Origin of the sequence: Escherichia sp. E13S3 (assembly GCF_004212325.1) — a bacterium.
GTDB lineage: Bacteria > Pseudomonadota > Gammaproteobacteria > Enterobacterales > Enterobacteriaceae > Escherichia.
In genome coordinates this window covers 222,640-241,312 of the sequence record NZ_RHJR01000003.1, presented here as the reverse complement: position 1 = coordinate 241,312, position 18,673 = coordinate 222,640, and the positions used below count along the sequence as shown (strand labels likewise).

The window sequence follows — 18,673 nt, the reverse complement described above, 5'->3', positions numbered from 1 at the left end:
TCCTGCGGGTGGCACAGCATTAACGAGGTACACCGTGGCAAAAGCTCCAAAACGCGCCTTTGTTTGTAATGAATGCGGGGCCGATTATCCGCGCTGGCAGGGGCAGTGCAGCGCCTGTCATGCCTGGAACACCATCACCGAGGTGCGTCTTGCTGCGTCGCCAACGGTGGCGCGTAACGAGCGTCTGAGTGGCTATGCCGGTAGCGCCGGGGTGGCAAAAGTCCAGAAACTCTCCGATATCAGCCTTGAAGAGCTGCCGCGTTTTTCAACCGGATTTAAAGAGTTCGACCGCGTATTAGGCGGTGGCGTTGTGCCGGGAAGCGCCATTCTGATTGGCGGTAACCCAGGTGCCGGGAAATCCACGCTGTTGCTGCAAACGCTGTGCAAACTGGCGCAGCAGATGAAAACGCTGTATGTCACCGGCGAAGAGTCGCTGCAACAGGTGGCAATGCGCGCTCATCGCCTTGGCCTGCCGACTGACAATCTCAATATGTTGTCGGAAACCAGCATCGAGCAGATCTGCCTGATTGCCGAAGAAGAGCAACCGAAGCTGATGGTAATTGACTCGATCCAGGTGATGCATATGGCGGATGTTCAGTCATCGCCAGGCAGCGTGGCGCAGGTGCGTGAAACAGCGGCTTATCTGACGCGCTTCGCCAAAACGCGCGGTGTGGCGATTGTCATGGTCGGTCACGTAACCAAAGATGGTTCACTGGCTGGCCCGAAAGTGCTGGAACACTGTATCGACTGTTCGGTGCTTTTGGACGGCGATGCCGACTCCCGTTTTCGCACCTTGCGCAGCCATAAAAACCGCTTCGGCGCGGTGAATGAGCTGGGCGTATTTGCGATGACCGAACAGGGGCTGCGTGAAGTTAGCAACCCTTCCGCCATCTTTTTAAGCCGTGGCGATGAAGTGACCTCTGGTAGTTCAGTGATGGTGGTATGGGAAGGAACGCGTCCACTGCTGGTGGAGATTCAGGCGCTGGTCGATCACTCGATGATGGCGAATCCACGCCGCGTGGCAGTAGGGCTGGAACAAAACCGTCTGGCGATCCTGTTGGCGGTGCTGCACCGTCACGGCGGCCTGCAAATGGCCGATCAGGATGTGTTTGTGAACGTGGTCGGCGGCGTGAAGGTAACGGAAACCAGCGCCGACTTAGCGTTACTGCTGGCGATGGTTTCCAGCCTGCGTGACAGGCCGCTACCGCAGGATCTGGTGGTGTTTGGTGAAGTCGGGCTGGCAGGGGAGATCCGCCCGGTGCCCAGCGGCCAGGAACGAATCTCAGAAGCGGCGAAACACGGTTTTCGGCGGGCAATTGTTCCGGCGGCTAACGTACCGAAAAAAGTGCCTGAAGGGATGCAGATTTTTGGCGTTAAAAAACTCTCCGACGCGCTTAGCGTGTTCGACGACTTATAATAAGAGATACGGAGGGAGATATGTCGTCATTTGATTACCTGAAAACTGCCATCAAGCAACAGGGCTGCACGCTACAGCAGGTAGCTGATGCCAGCGGTATGACCAAAGGGTATTTAAGCCAGTTACTGAATGCCAAAATCAAAAGCCCCAGCGCGCAAAAGCTGGAGGCATTGCACCGTTTTTTGGGGCTTGAGTTTCCACGGCAGAAGAAAACGATCGGCGTTGTATTCGGTAAGTTCTACCCACTGCATACCGGACATATCTACCTTATCCAGCGCGCCTGTAGCCAGGTTGACGAGCTGCATATCATTATGGGCTTTGACGATACCCGTGACCGCGCGTTGTTCGAAGACAGTGCCATGTCGCAGCAGCCGACCGTGCCGGATCGTCTGCGCTGGTTATTGCAAACCTTTAAGTATCAAAAAAACATTCGTATTCATGCCTTTAACGAAGAGGGCATGGAGCCGTATCCGCACGGCTGGGATGTGTGGAGCAACGGCATCAAAAAGTTTATGGCTGAAAAGGGGATCCAGCCGGATCTGATCTACACATCGGAAGAAGCCGACGCGCCGCAGTATATGGAACATCTGGGGATCGAAACGGTGTTGATCGATCCGAAACGCACTTTTATGAGTATCAGCGGTGCGCAGATCCGCGAAAACCCGTTCCGCTACTGGGAATATATTCCTACCGAAGTGAAGCCGTTCTTTGTGCGTACCGTGGCGATCCTCGGTGGTGAATCGAGCGGTAAATCCACCCTGGTAAACAAACTCGCCAATATCTTCAACACCACCAGTGCGTGGGAGTTTGGTCGTGATTATGTCTTTTCGCATCTCGGCGGCGATGAGATCGCATTGCAGTATTCCGACTACGATAAAATCGCGCTGGGTCACGCTCAATACATTGATTTTGCAGTGAAATACGCCAATAAAGTGGCATTTATCGATACCGATTTTGTCACTACTCAGGCGTTCTGCAAAAAGTACGAAGGGCGTGAGCATCCGTTCGTGCAGGCGTTGATTGATGAATACCGTTTTGATCTGGTGATCCTGCTGGAGAACAACACCCCGTGGGTGGCGGATGGTTTACGCAGCCTCGGCAGTTCGGTGGATCGTAAAGAGTTCCAGAACTTGCTGGTGGAGATGCTGGAAGAGAATAATATCGAATTCGTGCGGGTTGAAGAGGACGATTACGACAGCCGTTTCCTGCGCTGCGTGGAGCTGGTGCGGGAGATGATGGGGGAGCAGGGATAAGACCCAATGCCTGATGCGACGCTTACCGCGTCTTATCAGGCCTGGAGTTTCGCAACGTATTGAAATCGCTGAGCTTGTAGGCCGGAAAAGGCGTTTACGCCGCATCCGGCATCCGGTGCTCAATGCCTGATGCGACGCTTACCGCGTCTTATCAGGCCTACAGTTTCGCAACGTATTGAAATTTCTGGTTTTGTAGACCGGATAAGGCGTTCACGCCGCATCCGGCATTTTACGCATTACTTCGCAATACGCTTGTACTTGATACGCTTCGGCTCCAGCGCGTCTGCGCCCAGCGTGCGTTTCTTGTATTCTTCGTACTCGGTAAAGTTACCTTCGAAGAACTCAACTTTACCTTCATCCTGGTAATCCAGAATGTGCGTGGCGATACGGTCGAGGAACCAACGGTCGTGCGAGATAACCATCGCACAGCCCGGGAACTCCAGCAGGGCGTTTTCCAGCGCGCGCAGGGTTTCGATATCCAGGTCGTTGGTTGGTTCGTCGAGCAGCAGCATGTTGCCGCCAACCTGCAGTAGCTTCGCCAGATGCAGACGACCGCGCTCACCACCGGAAAGTTCGCCAACGCGTTTACCCTGATCAACCCCTTTAAAGTTAAAGCGGCCAACGTAGGCACGGCTTGGCATCTCAGTGTTACCGATCTTCATGATATCCAGCCCGCCGGAAACTTCTTCCCAAACGGTTTTGCTGTTATCCATTGAGTCACGGAACTGATCGACAGATGCCAGTTTCACCGTTTCACCTAAAGTGATGGTGCCGCTGTCCGGCTGTTCCTGACCAGAGATCATACGGAACAGGGTCGATTTACCCGCACCGTTCGGACCGATGATCCCGACGATCGCCCCTTTCGGGATCGAGAAACTCAGGGAGTCAATCAGCAGACGATCGCCATAGGATTTACGCAGATTGCTGACTTCCAGCACTTTGTCGCCCAGACGCGGTCCAGGTGGAATAAACAGTTCGTTGGTTTCGTTACGTTTCTGATATTCGGTGCTGTTCAGCTCTTCAAAGCGCGCCAGACGTGCTTTGCCTTTCGACTGACGGCCTTTAGTACCTTGACGTACCCATTCCAGCTCTTTCTCAATCGACTTACGACGCGCCGCTTCTTGTGAAGCTTCCTGCGCCAGGCGCTGATCTTTCTGCTCCAGCCAGGAGGAGTAGTTGCCTTCCCACGGAATACCTTCACCGCGGTCAAGTTCGAGGATCCAGCCTGCAACGTTATCGAGGAAGTAACGGTCGTGGGTAATCGCCACCACGGTGCCCTCGAAGTCGTGCAGGAAGCGTTCCAGCCAGGCCACGGATTCGGCATCCAGGTGGTTGGTCGGTTCGTCGAGCAGCAGCATGTCTGGTTTTTCCAGCAGCAGACGGCACAACGCCACGCGACGACGCTCACCACCAGAGAGGTTAGCGATTTTCGCGTCCCAGTCCGGCAGACGCAGCGCATCCGCCGCACGCTCCAGCTGTACGTTCAGGTTATGACCGTCGTGAGCCTGAATGATCTCTTCCAGACGGCCCTGTTCAGCGGCCAGTTTGTCAAAATCGGCATCCGGATCGGCATACAACGCGTACACTTCATCCAGACGTTTCAGGGCGTTAACCACTTCAGAAACCGCTTCTTCAATGGACTCACGCACGGTGTGTTCCGGGTTCAGCTGCGGTTCCTGCGGCAGGTAACCAATCTTGATGTCTGGCTGCGGACGCGCTTCACCTTCGATGTCTTTATCAATGCCCGCCATAATGCGCAGCAGGGTGGACTTACCGGCGCCGTTCAGGCCCAGGACACCAATTTTTGCCCCAGGGAAGAAACTCAGAGAGATGTTTTTCAAAATATGACGTTTCGGCGGAACAACTTTGCCGACACGATGCATGGTATAAACGAATTGAGCCACGTTGGACTTCGCCTCTATGTTTATCGTGATGATGAGTTTTCAAAGGCGAAGTGTAGCCTTTTTCCCCGCCTAATCCCAGTTGGTCGATCACCTTCGCAGTATACTCGTCATACTTCAAGTTGCATGTGCTGCGCTTACGCTCGCTCACCCCAGTCACTTACTTCTGTAAGCTCCTGGGGACTCACTCACTTATCGCCTTCCTGCAACTCGAATTATTTAGAGTATAAAAGTAAAAAAGTGTCCGTAACGTGGCGTAAACGGCAATGACTGGTTAGCATAAATCTATTACGCGGCATGATGCTGCATTGATGTATTTACACTTAGAGGGTGCGCTTGTGGAAAAAGCCAAACAAGTTACCTGGCGGCTGTTGGCTGCCGGTGTCTGTCTGCTGACGGTCAGCAGCGTGGCGCGAGCCGACTCACTGGATGAGCAGCGTAGCCGTTACGCGCAAATCAAGCAGGCCTGGGATAATCGACAAATGGATGTGGTCGAACAAATGATGCCATCCCTGAAGGATTACCCGTTATACCCCTACCTGGAATATCGCCAGATCACCGATGACCTGATGAATCAACCGGCGGTGACGGTTACTAACTTTGTTCGCGCTAACCCCACGCTTCCTCCTGCTCGCACGCTGCAATCGCGTTTCGTCAATGAACTGGCGCGGCGCGAAGACTGGCGTGGCTTGTTAGCCTTTAGCCCGGAAAAGCCTGGCACAACCGAAGCCCAGTGTAATTACTACTATGCAAAATGGAACACCGGGCAGAGTGAAGAAGCCTGGCAGGGGGCGAAAGAGCTGTGGCTAGCCGGAAAGAGCCAGCCTAACGCTTGTGACAAGTTATTTAGCGTCTGGCGAGCGTCCGGCAAACAAGAACCCCTGGCTTATTTAGAGCGTATCCGCCTTGCGATGAAAGCAGGCAATACCGGGCTGGTGACGGTGCTGGCAGGGCAAATGCCTGCTGATTACCAGACTATTGCTTCGGCAATTATTTCGCTGGCGAATGATCCTAATACTGTGCTGACCTTCGCGCGTTCCACCGGCGCGACCGATTTTACCCGTCAGATGGCGGCGGTGGCATTTGCCAGCGTGGCACGTCAGGATGCTGAAAATGCACGGCTGATGATCCCTTCACTTGCCCAGGCGCAGCAGCTTAATGAAGATCAGATTCAGGAGCTGCGTGATATCGTCGCCTGGCGTCTGATGGGCAACGATGTTACCGACGAACAGGCGAAATGGCGTGATGACGCGATTATGCGTTCGCAATCCACGTCGTTAATTGAACGCCGCGTGCGGATGGCGCTTGGCACTGGCGATCGCCGTGGTCTGAATACCTGGCTGGCGCGTCTGCCAATAGAGGCGAAAGATAAAGATGAATGGCGCTACTGGCAGGCGGATATACTGCTGGAACGCGGGCGTGAAGCTGAAGCAAAAGAGATTTTGCATCAACTCATGCAACAGCGTGGTTTCTACCCGATGGTCGCTGCGCAACGTATTGGCGAAGAGTATCAACTAAAGATTGATAAAGCGCCGCAGAACGTTGACAGCGCCCTGACCCAGGGGCCGGAGATGGCGCGCGTGCGCGAGTTGATGTACTGGAATATGGATAACACCGCACGTAGCGAGTGGGCCAATCTGGTGAAGAGCAAGTCAAAAACAGAGCAGGCGCAATTGGCACGCTATGCCTTTAATAATCACTGGTGGGATCTCAGTGTTCAGGCGACGATCGCCGGGAAATTGTGGGATCATCTGGAAGAACGATTCCCCCTGGCCTACAACGATCTCTTCGAACGTTACACCAACGGTAAAGATATCCCGCAAAGCTATGCAATGGCGATTGCCCGTCAGGAGAGCGCCTGGAATCCGAAAGTGAAATCACCGGTAGGAGCCAGCGGCCTGATGCAGATTATGCCCGGTACGGCGACTCAGACGGTGAAGATGTTCTCTATTCCTGGTTATAGCAGCCCTGGGCAATTGCTGGATCCGGAAACGAACATCAATATCGGTACCAGTTATCTGCAATATGTTTATCAGCAATTTGGCAATAACCGCATTTTCTCCTCGGCAGCTTATAACGCCGGTCCAGGGCGGGTGCGCACGTGGCTTGGTAACAGCGCCGGGCGTATCGACGCGGTGGCGTTTGTCGAGAGTATTCCGTTTTCCGAGACGCGCGGTTATGTGAAAAATGTGCTGGCTTATGACGCGTACTATCGCTATTTCATGGGTGATAAGCCCACGCTTTTGAGCGCTACGGAATGGGGACGTCGTTACTGATTTGAACCTTTATGATATGCTATCGTACTCTTTAGCGAGTACAACCGGGGGAGGCATTTTGCTTCCCCCGCTAACAATGGCGACACACTATGGCCCAGCAATCACCCTATTCAGCAGCGATGGCAGAACAGCGTCACCAGGAGTGGTTACGTTTTGTCGACCTGCTTAAGAATGCCTACGAAAACGATCTCCATTTACCATTGTTAAACCTGATGCTGACGCCAGATGAGCGCGAAGCATTGGGGACTCGCGTGCGTATCGTTGAAGAGTTGCTGCGTGGTGAAATGAGCCAGCGCGAGTTAAAAAATGAACTCGGCGCGGGCATCGCGACTATTACGCGTGGATCTAACAGTCTGAAAGCCGCCCCCGTTGAGCTGCGCCAGTGGCTGGAAGACGTGTTGCTGAAAAGCGATTGATTTTGTAGGCCTGATAAGACGCGGCAGCGTCGCATCAGGCATTGTGCACCGAATGCCGGATGCGGCGTGAACGCCTTATCCGTCCTACAAATACCAGCAATTTCAATATGTTTGGTAGGTCTGATAAGACGCGGCAGCGTCGCATCAGGCACCGTGCACCGAATGCCGGATGCGGCGTGAACGCCTTATCCGGTTTACAATGGCTGATACACGGCATTATGAAACGGACTCAGCGCCAGGATCACCGCCTGGTGATAGACGCTGGCGCGAGTGAGCTTACCGGCGGTAAACACGCCGATCGCCCCTTCCTTACGACCAATCTCATCAATACCGGTATAACGCGACATCACGGGGCCGAGCGCCTCGCCTTCACGCACTTTCTGCAGAATCACCGCAGGTAACGGCAAAGTAGCCGAACGTGCTTCGCCACGTTGGTTGGTGCTTTCAATGACCACCCAACTGAAGGTGCTGTCACCATCAATGCCCGCTTCAATCGCTACCCAAAAATCGGCCTCTGGATGTAAACGGCGGGCATTTTCTACCCGATTTCGTGCGCCAGCGCGCGTTTCCTCACTGCCAAAGGGTTGTTCCGGTACGCCGCTCTCGACGGCAACGGACTCAATGTGGCAGGATCCTTCGCCGAAGATCTCGTGAAATGCCTGCAGAATGGCCTGAATTTTAGCGGGATTGGTGGTCGCACAGACAACATGGTGCATAATCAGGATTACTCAAAAATTAACGTTACAGCAGTATACGGAAAAAAAGCATGTTACAGGTATACCTAGTCCGCCACGGTGAAACGCAGTGGAACGCCGAGCGACGTATTCAGGGCCAGTCTGATAGCCCACTGACTGCCAAAGGTGAGCAACAAGCAATGCAGGTGGCGGCGCGAGCCAAAGAGCTTGGCATTACACATATCATCAGTAGCGATTTAGGTCGCACCCGGCGCACGGCGGAAATCATCGCTCAGGCTTGCGGCTGTGACATTATCTTTGATTCCCGCCTGCGTGAATTAAATATGGGCGTGCTGGAAAAAAGACATATCGACTCTCTGACCGAAGAAGAAGAGAACTGGCGTCGCCAACTGGTAAATGGCACTGTTGACGGGCGTATTCCTGAAGGCGAGTCAATGCAGGAACTGAGCGAGCGCGTCAATGCTGCTCTGGAATCTTGTCGGGATTTGCCGCAGGGAAGTCGACCGCTACTGGTGAGCCACGGTATCGCGCTGGGATGCCTGGTGAGTACTATTCTGGGCCTACCTGCATGGGCAGAACGCCGCTTACGTCTGCGTAACTGTTCTATTTCGCGCGTGGATTATCAGGAAAGCCTGTGGCTGGCGTCTGGTTGGGTAGTTGAAACAGCAGGGGACATCTCGCATCTGGACGCCCCTGCATTAGACGAGCTGCAACGTTAACGACGTACTGGAATCAGCAGTTCGCAGCGCAGATTAATTGGGCGATCTCCCGCTTTGGCATCTTCTGCCGGATAGTATCGCTCAATATCCTGACCTTTACGGCGCGTCAGGTTCAGCATCGGCATACAGGTTCCGTACACCGTCAGGATAAATTCCTGCACGCCGGTTCCCAGACCTTCATAGGTAAACATCACATATTCGCCGCCCTGCAACAGCACCGGATGCCCCGTCAGTACATAGCCGTCTGCTTGCTCCTGGGCTAACGCGGTGGTGTAGAACACCTCTTGCTCGTCGTCTTTATCCTGGCTTGGACGCGTTTCATTCAGGCCGTAGAGCACAGGCGGAATGGTCGGCGCATTACCGAGAAAATCGTGCCAGAACTGATAACGCATTTCATGGCGGAAATCAGAGATTTGCTCCAGTGAACAGGAGTAACTCTGAGTTACGCCAATCAGCGGCGTGTCTTCCAGCGTGATAAATTTGTGCTCTGGCATGGTGAATTCACCCAGACGCAGCGGCGGGCGAATACCAAAGGCGCTCCATTCAGGAGAACGGCGGTAAAGTGCGGGAGTCTGGGCAAACTGCTTCTTGAATGCACGAGTAAATGTCTGTTGAGAGTCGAAGCGGTATTGCAGCGCAATATCCAGAATTGGGCGCGCGGTCAGGCGTAGTGCAACCGCCGATTTCGACAAACGACGAGCACGAATATACGCGCCAATAGCATGGCCAGTGACATCTTTAAACATTCTCTGTAAGTGCCACTTGGAATAACCTGCTTTCGCCGCTACATTGTCGAGCGACAGTGGCTGATCCAGATGACCTTCCAACCAGATTAAAAGGTCGCGAATAATGCCGGCCTGATCCATAAAATATCCTCATCCTTTCACAACGAGCACCTGACATCAGGTAATTGGATAATAGCATTTTTTGCTGTTTTAGCATTCAGTGTTTTTTTCTTAGTAGAGTATGTTTTAGGTCTTGACGGAAATAAAAGTGTTGAGATTTTGTTCTTAATCAATATGTTATTTACCGTGACGAACTAATTGCTCTGTGTAACTTATAAAAATGGTAACAATATGAAATACAAGCATTTGATCCTGTCTTTAAGCCTGATAATGCTGGGGCCATTGGCACATGCGGAAGAAATTGGTTCGGTCGATACCGTATTTAAAATGATCGGCCCGGATCACAAAATTGTCGTAGAAGCCTTTGACGATCCCGATGTGAAAAATGTCACCTGTTATGTGAGTCGGGCAAAAACCGGCGGTATTAAAGGGGGATTGGGCCTGGCGGAAGATACTTCCGATGCGGCTATTTCCTGCCAGCAAGTCGGGCCGATTGAACTGTCAGAGCGCATTAAAAACGGCAAAGCTCAGGGCGAAGTGGTATTCAAAAAACGTACGTCGCTGGTCTTTAAGTCGTTACAGGTCGTACGCTTCTATGACGCCAAACGCAACGCGCTCGCTTACCTGGCCTACTCCGACAAAGTTGTAGATGGGTCGCCGAAAAACGCGATTAGCGCGGTGCCTGTCATGCCTTGGCGGCAATAACAGAGGCGATATATGCAACGGGAAACGGTCTGGTTAGTGGAAGACGAGCAAGGGATAGCCGACACGCTGGTCTATATGTTGCAGCAGGAAGGTTTTGCCGTCGAGGTCTTTGAGCGAGGCTTGCCGGTGCTGGATAAAGCACGCCAGCAGGTTCCCGACGTCATTATTCTCGATGTTGGTCTGCCGGATATCAGCGGCTTTGAATTGTGCCGTCAGTTGCTGGTGATCCATCCGGCGCTACCTGTACTGTTCCTGACAGCCCGTAGTGAAGAGGTGGATCGCCTGCTTGGACTGGAAATTGGCGCTGATGACTACGTGGCTAAACCGTTTTCACCCCGCGAAGTGTGCGCCAGAGTGCGCACCTTACTGCGTCGGGTGAAGAAGTTTTCTACGCCTTCTCCCGTCATCCGTATTGGTCATTTTGAACTGAATGAACCTGCGGCGCAGATAAGCTGGTTTGACACGCCGTTAACGCTAACACGGTATGAGTTTTTGTTGCTGAAAACGTTACTTAAGTCGCCGGGCCGCGTCTGGTCCCGTCAGCAACTGATGGATAGCGTCTGGGAAGATGCGCTGGACACCTACGATCGCACTGTCGATACTCACATTAAAACGCTGCGTGCCAAACTGCGCGCTATTAATCCCGAGCTTTCGCCGATCAATACCCATCGCGGCATGGGATACAGCCTGAGGATCCTGTAATGCGTATCGGCATGCGGCTGTTGCTGGGGTATTTTTTACTGGTGGCGGTAGCCGCCTGGTTCGTACTGGCTATTTTTGTCAAAGAAGTTAAACCGGGCGTGCGAAGGGCGACGGAAGGGACGTTGATCGATACGGCAATGTTGCTGGCGGAGCTGGCGCGTGCCGATTTGCTCTCTGGTGACCCAACGCATGGGCAGTTGGCGCAGGCATTTAACCAGCTACAAAATCGCCCGTTTCGCGCCAATATCAGCGGCATCAACAAAGTGCGCAACGAATATCATGTCTATATGACTGATGCGCAGGGCAAAGTATTGTTTGATTCGGCCAATAAAGCCGTCGGGCAGGATTATTCGCGCTGGAATGACGTATGGCTAACGTTGCGTGGTCAGTATGGTGCGCGCAGTACGTTGCAAAATCCTGCCGATCCCGAAAGTTCTGTGATGTATGTTGCCGCACCTATTATGGACGGCACGCGGCTGGTTGGCGTTTTGAGCGTAGGCAAACCGAACGCGGCGATGGCACCGGTGATTAAACGCAGCGAGCGGCGAATTTTATGGGCGAGCGCCATTTTGCTGGGAATTGCGCTGGTAATCGGCGCAGGAATGGTTTGGTGGATCAACCGCTCCATTGCCCGGCTCACTCGTTATGCTGATTCCGTTACCGACAATAAGCCCGTTCCGCTTCCTGAACTCGGCAGTAGCGAGCTGCGTAAGTTAGCGCAGGCGCTGGAAAGTATGCGCGTGAAACTGGAGGGGAAAAACTATATTGAGCAGTATGTCTACGCGTTAACTCATGAGTTGAAAAGTCCGCTGGCGGCAATTCGTGGCGCGGCGGAAATTTTACGCGAAGGTCCGCCACCGGAAGTGGTAGCCCGTTTTACCGACAATATTCTGACGCAAAACGCGCGAATGCAGGCGCTGGTGGAAACGCTACTACGCCAGGCAAGACTGGAGAATCGCCAGGAGGTCGTTCTTTCTGCGGTTGATGTGGCGGCATTATTTCGCCGCGTCAGTGAAGCGCGCACCGTGCAGTTGGCAGAAAAAAATATCACTCTTAATGTTATGCCCACCGAGGTTAACGTTGCTGCTGAACCGGCGTTACTGGAGCAGGCGCTGGGGAATTTGCTGGATAATGCCATCGATTTTACCCCCGAGAGCGGTCGCATAACGCTAAGCGCCGAAGTGGATCAGGAACACGTCACGCTTAATGTGCTGGATACCGGTAGTGGTATTCCTGACTACGCGCTGTCACGTATTTTTGAGCGTTTCTACTCTTTGCCGCGTGCGAATGGGCAAAAAAGCAGTGGTCTGGGGCTGGCGTTTGTCAGTGAAGTTGCCCGTTTGCTTAATGGCGAAGTCACGTTGCACAACGTGCCGGAAGGCGGCGTATTGGCCTCGCTTCGACTTCACCGTCACTTCACATAACTTCAAATTCTTCCCACATAGCCTTCATATCCTGTCGCCATTGCAAAGGAGAAGACTATGTTGAAATCCCCCCTGTTCTGGAAAATGACCACTCTGTTTGGTGCAGTATTGCTGTTGTTGATTCCGATAATGCTGATTCGGCAGGTGATTGTCGAACGTGCCGATTACCGTAGCGATGTGGAAGATGCGATTCGCCAAAGTACCAGCGGGCCGCAAAAACTCGTTGGGCCGCTCATCGCTATTCCTGTGACCGAGCTTTATACGGTGCAGGAAGAGGATAAAACCGTGGAGCGGAAACGAAGTTTTATCCATTTTTGGTTACCTGAGTCGTTGATGGTTGATGGTAATCAGAATGTGGAAGAACGCAAGATTGGTATTTATACCGGTCAGGTCTGGCACAGTGATTTAACGCTAAAAGCCGATTTTGATGTTTCGCGTCTTAGCGAACTCGACGCGCCAAATATCACCTTAGGCAAGCCATTTATTGTGATTAGCGTCGGGGATGCGCGTGGTATTGGTGTGGTGAAAGCGCCTGAAGTTAACGGAACAGCGCTGACCATTGAACCCGGTACAGGGTTAGAGCAAGGCGGGCAGGGCGTGCATATCCCTTTACCCGAAGGGGACTGGCGGAAGCAGAACCTGAAGCTGAATATGGCGCTGAACTTAAGCGGTACCGGCGATCTTTCTGTGGTGCCTGCCGGGCGTAATAGCGAAATGACCTTAACCAGCAACTGGCCGCATCCCAGTTTTTTAGGTGATTTTTTGCCAGCGAAACGAGAAATAAGTGCATCCGGTTTTCAGGCGCAATGGCAAAGTAGCTGGTTTGCCAATAATCTCGGTGAGCGTTTTGCTTCAGGCAATGATACCGGCTGGGAAAACTTCCCGGCGTTTAGCGTCGCAGTCACTACGCCTGCCGATCAGTATCAATTAACGGACAGGGCGACTAAGTATGCTATTTTGCTGATTGCACTGACTTTTATGGCCTTCTTTGTTTTTGAAACGCTCACCGCGCAACGTTTGCACCCGATGCAATATTTGCTGGTGGGGCTGTCATTGGTGATGTTTTATTTGCTCTTGCTGGCGCTTTCTGAACATACCGGTTTTACCGTGGCATGGGTAATTGCCAGCTTGATAGGGGCATTAATGAACGGTATTTACTTGCAGGCGGTATTAAAAGGTTGGCGCAATAGCATGTTGTTTACCCTCGCGCTGTTGTTGCTGGATGGTGTGATGTGGGGACTGCTCAACTCTGCCGATAGCGCACTGTTGTTGGGAACCAGTGTGCTGGTGGTGGCGCTGGCCGGCATGATGTTTGTGACGCGGAATATCGACTGGTATGCGTTTTCACTGCCGAAAATGAAAGTCAGTAAAGAAGTCACAACGGACGATGAGTTACGTATCTGGAAATAAAAAAACGGCGCTAAAAAGCGCCGTTTTTTTGGACGGTGGTAAAGCCGATTAATCTTCCAGATCACCGCAGAAGCGATAACCTTCACCGTGAATGGTGGCGATGATTTCCGGCGTATCCGGCGTAGATTCGAAGTGTTTACGAATACGACGGATCGTCACGTCTACAGTACGGTCGTGCGGTTTCAGCTCACGGCCGGTCATTTTCTTCAGCAGTTCAGCACGAGACTGAATTTTGCCTGGGTTTTCACAGAAGTGAAGCATGGCGCGGAACTCGCTGCGCGGCAGTTTGTACTGCTCGCCATCAGGACCGATCAATGAACGGCTGTTGATGTCCAGTTCCCAACCATTGAACTTATAGCTTTCAACGCTACGACGTTCTTCGCTGACTGTACCCAGGTTCATGGTACGGGACAGCAGGTTGCGTGCACGGATGGTCAGTTCACGCGGGTTGAACGGTTTGGTGATGTAGTCATCTGCGCCGATTTCGAGGCCGAGAATTTTATCGACTTCGTTGTCACGGCCAGTCAGAAACATCAACGCAACATTCGCCTGCTCGCGCAGTTCACGCGCTAACAGAAGACCGTTCTTACCCGGCAGATTGATATCCATGATCACCAGGTTGATGTCATATTCAGAGAGGATCTGATGCATTTCCGCGCCATCTGTCGCTTCGAAAACATCATAGCCTTCCGCTTCGAAAATACTTTTCAACGTGTTGCGTGTTACCAACTCGTCTTCAACGATAAGAATGTGCGGGGTCTGCATGTTTGCTACCTAAATTGCCAACTAAATCGAAACAGGAAGTACAAAAGTCCCTGACCTGCCTGATGCATGCTGCAAATTAACATGATCGGCGTAACATGACTAAAGTACGTAATTGCGTTCTTGATGCACTTTCCATCAACGTCAACAACATCATTAGCTTGGTCGTGGGTACTTTCCCTCAGGACCCGACAGTGTCAAAAACGGCTGTCATCCTAACCATTTTAACAGCAACATAACAGGCTAAGACGTGCCGGACACCCAATAAAACTACGCTTCGTTGACATATATCAAGTTCAATTGTAGCACGTTAACAGTTTGATGAAATCATCGTATCTAAATGCTAGCTTTCGTCACATTATTTTAATAATACAACTAGTTGCCTTATACAACTAATAAACGTGGTGAATCCAATTGTCGAGATTTATTTTTTATAAAATTATCCTAAGTAAACAGAAGGATATGTAGCAATTTTTAACAATTACACCGTTAGTATAGTCAAGAAATAGTTTAGCTTTTTTTAAGTTAAGCGAAGGGCTTTTTCTGCGACTTACGTTACGAATTTGTAAATTCTCTCCGCGTAATAAGTTGACATTCATCACCCTGTTCGCGGTTATTTGATCAAGAAGAGTGGCAACATGCGTATAACGATCATTCTGGTAGCACCTGCCAGAGCTGAAAATATTGGTGCAGCGGCTCGGGCGATGAAAACAATGGGATTTAGCGAGCTGCGCATTGTCGATAGCCAGGCACACCTGGAACCGGCTACCCGCTGGGTGGCGCATGGTTCTGGTGATATTATTGATAATATTAAAGTTTTTCCAACGCTGGCTGAATCGCTACACGACGTTGATTTTACCGTTGCTACCACTGCGCGCAGTCGGGCGAAATACCATTACTACGCCACGCCGATAGAACTGGTGCCGCTACTGGAGGAAAAATCGACATGGATGAACCATGCGGCGCTGGTCTTTGGTCGCGAAGATTCCGGCTTGACTAACGAAGAGTTGGCGCTTGCTGATGTCCTCACCGGCGTGCCAATGGTGGCGGATTATCCATCACTGAATTTGGGGCAGGCGGTGATGGTCTATTGCTATCAATTAGCAACATTAATACAACAACCGGTGGAATCTGCCGCAACGGCGGACCCATTTCAACTGCAGGCTTTACGTGAACGAGCCATGTCATTGTTAACGACTCTGGCGGTGGCAGATGACACCAAACTGGTCGACTGGTTACAACAACGCATCGGGCTGTTGGAGCAACGAGACACGGCCATGTTGCATCGTTTATTGCATGATATTGAAAAAAATATCACCAAATAAAAAACGACAAGGAAGGGCGTTTTCAGATTTTTATTCTGACTGCAATGGGCAATATGTCTCTGTGTGGATTAAAAAAAGAGCATCTACCAGCACTCTATGAACTGGTAACCTGCCGTGAGCAAATTAAAATTTTATTGACTTAGGTCACTAAATACTTTAACCAATATAGGCATAGCGCACAGACAGATAAAAATTACAGAGTACACAACATCCATGAAACGCATCAGCACCACCATTACCACCACCATCACCATTACCACAGGTAACGGTGCGGGCTGACGCGTACAGGAAACACAGAAAAAAGCCCGCACCTGACAGTGCGGGCTTTTTTTTCGACCAAAGGTAACGAGGTAACAACCATGCGAGTGTTGAAGTTCGGCGGTACATCAGTGGCAAATGCAGAACGTTTTCTGCGGGTTGCCGATATTCTGGAGAGCAATGCCAGGCAGGGGCAGGTGGCCACCGTCCTCTCTGCCCCCGCCAAAATTACCAACCATCTGGTCGCAATGATTGAAAAAACCATTAGCGGTCAGGATGCTTTACCCAATATCAGCGATGCCGAACGTATTTTTGCCGAACTTCTGACGGGACTCGCCGCCGCCCAACCGGGATTTCCGCTGGCGCAATTGAAAGCGTTCGTTGATCAAGAATTTGCCCAAATCAAACATGTCCTGCATGGCATTAGCTTGTTGGGGCAATGCCCGGACAGCATCAACGCCGCGCTGATTTGCCGTGGTGAAAAAATGTCGATCGCCATTATGGCCGGGGTACTGGAAGCGCGTGGTCACAACGTTACCGTTATCGATCCGGTCGAAAAGCTGCTGGCAATCGGTCATTACCTCGAATCTACGGTCGATATTGCTGAGTCCACCCGCCGTATTGCGGCAAGCCGCATTCCGGCTGACCATATGGTGCTGATGGCTGGTTTTACCGCCGGTAATGAAAAAGGTGAGCTGGTGGTGCTGGGACGTAACGGTTCTGACTACTCCGCCGCGGTACTGGCCGCCTGCTTACGCGCCGATTGTTGCGAGATCTGGACGGATGTCGATGGTGTCTATACTTGCGACCCGCGTCAGGTGCCCGATGCGAGGCTGTTGAAGTCGATGTCGTACCAGGAAGCGATGGAGCTTTCCTACTTCGGCGCTAAAGTTCTTCACCCTCGCACCATTACCCCTATCGCTCAGTTCCAGATCCCTTGCCTGATTAAAAATACCGGAAATCCTCAAGCACCAGGTACGCTCATTGGCGCCAGCCGTGATGAAGATGAATTACCGGTCAAGGGCATTTCCAATCTGAATAACATGGCAATGTTCAGCGTTTCTGGTCCGGGGATGAAAGGAATGGTCGGCATGGCGGCGCGCGTCTTTGCGGCAATGTCACGCGCCCGCATTTCAGTGGTGCTGATTACGCAATCATCTTCCGAATACAGTATCAGTTTCTGCGTACCACAAAGCGACTGTGCGCGTGCTGAACGCGCGATGCAGGAAGAGTTCTACCTGGAACTGAAAGAAGGTTTGCTGGAGCCGCTGGCGGTCACTGAACGGCTGGCCATTATCTCGGTGGTGGGCGATGGTATGCGCACCTTGCGTGGGATCTCGGCGAAATTCTTTGCCGCACTGGCCCGCGCCAATATCAACATTGTCGCCATTGCTCAAGGGTCTTCTGAACGCTCAATCTCTGTCGTGGTAAATAACGATGATGCGACCACTGGCGTACGCGTTACCCACCAGATGCTGTTCAATACCGATCAGGTTATCGAAGTGTTTGTGATTGGCGTCGGTGGCGTTGGCGGCGCGCTGCTGGAGCAACTGAAACGTCAGCAAAGCTGGCTGAAGAACAAACACATCGATTTACGCGTTTGCGGCGTTGCTAACTCGAAGGCGCTGCTGACTAATGTGCATGGCCTTAACCTGGATAACTGGCAGGAAGAACTGGCGCAAGCCAAAGAGCCGTTCAACCTTGGGCGCTTAATTCGCCTGGTGAAAGAATATCATTTGCTGAATCCGGTGATTGTCGATTGCACTTCCAGCCAGGCGGTGGCGGATCAATATGCCGACTTCCTGCGCGAAGGTTTCCACGTGGTGACTCCGAACAAAAAGGCCAACACCTCGTCGATGGATTACTACCATCAGCTGCGTTACGCGGCGGAAAAATCACGGCGTAAATTCCTTTATGACACCAACGTCGGTGCGGGGTTGCCGGTCATTGAGAACTTACAAAACCTGCTCAACGCGGGTGATGAATTGATGAAATTCTCTGGCATTCTTTCTGGTTCGCTTTCTTTCATCTTCGGTAAGTTAGACGAAGGGATGAGCTTCTCCGAGGCCACCACGCTGGCAAGAGAAATGGGTTATACCGAACCGGATCCGCGAGATGATCTTTCTGGTATGGATGTGGCGCGCAAGCTGTTGATTCTCGCTCGTGAAACAGGACGATCACTGGAACTGGCGGATATCGAAATCGAATCTGTGCTGCCCGCAGAGTTTAACGCGGAAGGCGATGTTGCGACTTTTATGGCGAATCTGTCACAGCTCGACGATCTCTTTGCCGCGCGCGTGGCGAAGGCCCGTGATGAAGGAAAAGTTTTGCGCTATGTTGGCAATATTGATGAAGATGGCGTCTGCCGCGTGAAGATTGCTGAAGTGGATGGCAACGATCCGCTGTTCAAAGTGAAAAACGGCGAAAACGCATTGGCCTTCTATAGCCACTATTATCAGCCACTGCCGCTGGTCCTGCGCGGATACGGTGCGGGTAATGACGTTACAGCTGCCGGTGTCTTTGCCGATCTGCTACGCACCCTCTCATGGAAGTTAGGAGTCTAAA

17 protein-coding genes and 1 other annotated feature are annotated in these 18,673 nt (G+C 52.0%); of the genes, 13 read left to right on the top strand and 4 right to left on the bottom strand.

The window, feature by feature from the left end; all coding sequences use genetic code 11:
• The first annotated feature begins 34 nt into the window (after positions 1-34).
• Together radA and nadR are read left to right on the top strand one after the other, a co-directional pair.
• Positions 35-1,417 (top strand): DNA repair protein RadA, encoded by a 1,383-nt coding sequence (gene radA, locus D9597_RS04070; RefSeq protein WP_001029699.1) that lies wholly within the window; start codon positions 35-37, stop codon positions 1,415-1,417.
• Positions 1,418-1,437: 20 nt separating this feature from the next.
• Positions 1,438-2,670, top strand: a complete 1,233-nt coding sequence (gene nadR / locus D9597_RS04065; protein WP_130221683.1) for a multifunctional transcriptional regulator/nicotinamide-nucleotide adenylyltransferase/ribosylnicotinamide kinase NadR — start codon at positions 1,438-1,440, stop codon at positions 2,668-2,670.
• 236 nt (positions 2,671-2,906) lie between these two features.
• On the opposite strand, the gene ettA is transcribed toward nadR, so the two are convergent.
• The gene (gene ettA, locus D9597_RS04060) at positions 2,907-4,574 is read right to left on the bottom strand and encodes an energy-dependent translational throttle protein EttA (RefSeq protein ID WP_000046754.1); all 1,668 of its coding nucleotides are present in this window, start codon (positions 4,572-4,574) and stop codon (positions 2,907-2,909) included.
• A 335-nt stretch (positions 4,575-4,909) separates the two neighbouring features.
• Here ettA and sltY point away from each other — a divergent pair, with 335 nt between their 5' ends.
• Both sltY and trpR read left to right on the top strand, forming a co-directional pair.
• Positions 4,910-6,847: a murein transglycosylase gene (gene sltY, locus D9597_RS04055; protein WP_130221682.1), complete on the top strand. Its 1,938-nt coding sequence runs from the start codon at positions 4,910-4,912 to the stop codon at positions 6,845-6,847.
• 89 nt (positions 6,848-6,936) lie between these two features.
• On the top strand, positions 6,937-7,263 hold the full coding sequence (gene trpR, locus D9597_RS04050; RefSeq protein WP_064530383.1) for a trp operon repressor: 327 nt from the start codon (positions 6,937-6,939) through the stop codon (positions 7,261-7,263).
• Positions 7,264-7,457: 194 nt separating this feature from the next.
• Here the strand turns inward: trpR and yjjX are convergent, their stop codons facing one another.
• A complete protein-coding gene (gene yjjX / locus D9597_RS04045) occupies positions 7,458-7,979 on the bottom strand; it encodes an inosine/xanthosine triphosphatase (protein ID WP_130221681.1) in 522 nt (173 codons plus the stop codon).
• Between the two features lie 50 nt (positions 7,980-8,029).
• Between yjjX and gpmB the strand changes: the two genes are divergently transcribed.
• Positions 8,030-8,677 (top strand): 2,3-diphosphoglycerate-dependent phosphoglycerate mutase GpmB, encoded by a 648-nt coding sequence (gpmB, locus tag D9597_RS04040; RefSeq protein ID WP_059216559.1) that lies wholly within the window; start codon positions 8,030-8,032, stop codon positions 8,675-8,677.
• Here the strand turns inward: gpmB and robA are convergent.
• Positions 8,674-9,543, bottom strand: a complete 870-nt coding sequence (robA, locus tag D9597_RS04035) for an MDR efflux pump AcrAB transcriptional activator RobA (protein WP_130221680.1) — start codon at positions 9,541-9,543, stop codon at positions 8,674-8,676. The two genes, gpmB and robA, sit on opposite strands and share 4 nt — an antisense overlap.
• Positions 9,544-9,753: 210 nt before the next feature.
• On the opposite strand from robA, the gene creA reads away from it, so the two are divergent.
• The 4 genes from creA to creD are packed head-to-tail and all read left to right on the top strand — an operon-like array spanning position 9,754 to position 13,763.
• Positions 9,754-10,227: a protein CreA gene (gene creA / locus D9597_RS04030; protein WP_000875488.1), complete on the top strand. Its 474-nt coding sequence runs from the start codon at positions 9,754-9,756 to the stop codon at positions 10,225-10,227.
• Positions 10,228-10,239: 12 nt separating this feature from the next.
• A complete protein-coding gene (creB, locus tag D9597_RS04025; protein WP_130221679.1) occupies positions 10,240-10,929 on the top strand; it encodes a two-component system response regulator CreB in 690 nt (229 codons plus the stop codon).
• Positions 10,929-12,353 carry a two-component system sensor histidine kinase CreC gene (gene creC / locus D9597_RS04020; RefSeq protein WP_130221678.1) on the top strand — a complete coding sequence of 475 codons (1,425 nt, stop codon included), beginning with the start codon at positions 10,929-10,931 and terminating at the stop codon, positions 12,351-12,353. The genes creB and creC overlap by 1 nt, the downstream gene beginning before the upstream one ends.
• 57 nt (positions 12,354-12,410) lie before the next feature.
• Positions 12,411-13,763: a cell envelope integrity protein CreD gene (creD, locus tag D9597_RS04015; protein ID WP_130221677.1), complete on the top strand. Its 1,353-nt coding sequence runs from the start codon at positions 12,411-12,413 to the stop codon at positions 13,761-13,763.
• A 48-nt stretch (positions 13,764-13,811) separates the two neighbouring features.
• Here the strand turns inward: creD and arcA are convergent, their stop codons facing one another.
• Positions 13,812-14,528, bottom strand: a complete 717-nt coding sequence (gene arcA, locus D9597_RS04010; RefSeq protein WP_001194358.1) for a two-component system response regulator ArcA — start codon at positions 14,526-14,528, stop codon at positions 13,812-13,814.
• A 95-nt stretch (positions 14,529-14,623) separates the two neighbouring features.
• Between arcA and yjjY the strand changes: the two genes are divergently transcribed.
• From yjjY to thrA, 4 genes are all read left to right on the top strand, one after another.
• Positions 14,624-14,764, top strand: a complete 141-nt coding sequence (gene yjjY / locus D9597_RS04005; protein WP_001303782.1) for a protein YjjY — start codon at positions 14,624-14,626, stop codon at positions 14,762-14,764.
• Between the two features lie 399 nt (positions 14,765-15,163).
• Positions 15,164-15,850 carry a tRNA/rRNA methyltransferase gene (locus tag D9597_RS04000; RefSeq protein ID WP_130217510.1) on the top strand — a complete coding sequence of 229 codons (687 nt, stop codon included), beginning with the start codon at positions 15,164-15,166 and terminating at the stop codon, positions 15,848-15,850.
• A gap of 213 nt (positions 15,851-16,063) precedes the next feature.
• Positions 16,064-16,129 (top strand): thr operon leader peptide, encoded by a 66-nt coding sequence (gene thrL, locus D9597_RS03995; protein WP_001386572.1) that lies wholly within the window; start codon positions 16,064-16,066, stop codon positions 16,127-16,129.
• Positions 16,065-16,184: a sequence feature (Thr leader region), on the top strand. It overlaps the preceding gene by 65 nt.
• Positions 16,185-16,209: 25 nt before the next feature.
• On the top strand, positions 16,210-18,672 hold the full coding sequence (gene thrA / locus D9597_RS03990) for a bifunctional aspartate kinase/homoserine dehydrogenase I (RefSeq protein ID WP_130204809.1): 2,463 nt from the start codon (positions 16,210-16,212) through the stop codon (positions 18,670-18,672).
• Position 18,673: the final 1 nt, after the last annotated feature.

Coding starts and splice junctions, on each gene's coding strand:
- creA (WP_000875488.1), top strand. CDS start 9,754: ATGAAATACAAGCATTTGATCCTGTCTTTAAGCCTGATAATGCTGGGG.
- thrA (WP_130204809.1), top strand. CDS start 16,210: ATGCGAGTGTTGAAGTTCGGCGGTACATCAGTGGCAAATGCAGAACGT.
- nadR (WP_130221683.1), top strand. CDS start 1,438: ATGTCGTCATTTGATTACCTGAAAACTGCCATCAAGCAACAGGGCTGC.
- yjjX (WP_130221681.1), bottom strand. CDS start 7,979: ATGCACCATGTTGTCTGTGCGACCACCAATCCCGCTAAAATTCAGGCC.
- trpR (WP_064530383.1), top strand. CDS start 6,937: ATGGCCCAGCAATCACCCTATTCAGCAGCGATGGCAGAACAGCGTCAC.
- creB (WP_130221679.1), top strand. CDS start 10,240: ATGCAACGGGAAACGGTCTGGTTAGTGGAAGACGAGCAAGGGATAGCC.
- creD (WP_130221677.1), top strand. CDS start 12,411: ATGTTGAAATCCCCCCTGTTCTGGAAAATGACCACTCTGTTTGGTGCA.
- gpmB (WP_059216559.1), top strand. CDS start 8,030: ATGTTACAGGTATACCTAGTCCGCCACGGTGAAACGCAGTGGAACGCC.
- yjjY (WP_001303782.1), top strand. CDS start 14,624: ATGACTAAAGTACGTAATTGCGTTCTTGATGCACTTTCCATCAACGTC.
- D9597_RS04000 (WP_130217510.1), top strand. CDS start 15,164: ATGCGTATAACGATCATTCTGGTAGCACCTGCCAGAGCTGAAAATATT.
- robA (WP_130221680.1), bottom strand. CDS start 9,543: ATGGATCAGGCCGGCATTATTCGCGACCTTTTAATCTGGTTGGAAGGT.
- arcA (WP_001194358.1), bottom strand. CDS start 14,528: ATGCAGACCCCGCACATTCTTATCGTTGAAGACGAGTTGGTAACACGC.
- creC (WP_130221678.1), top strand. CDS start 10,929: ATGCGTATCGGCATGCGGCTGTTGCTGGGGTATTTTTTACTGGTGGCG.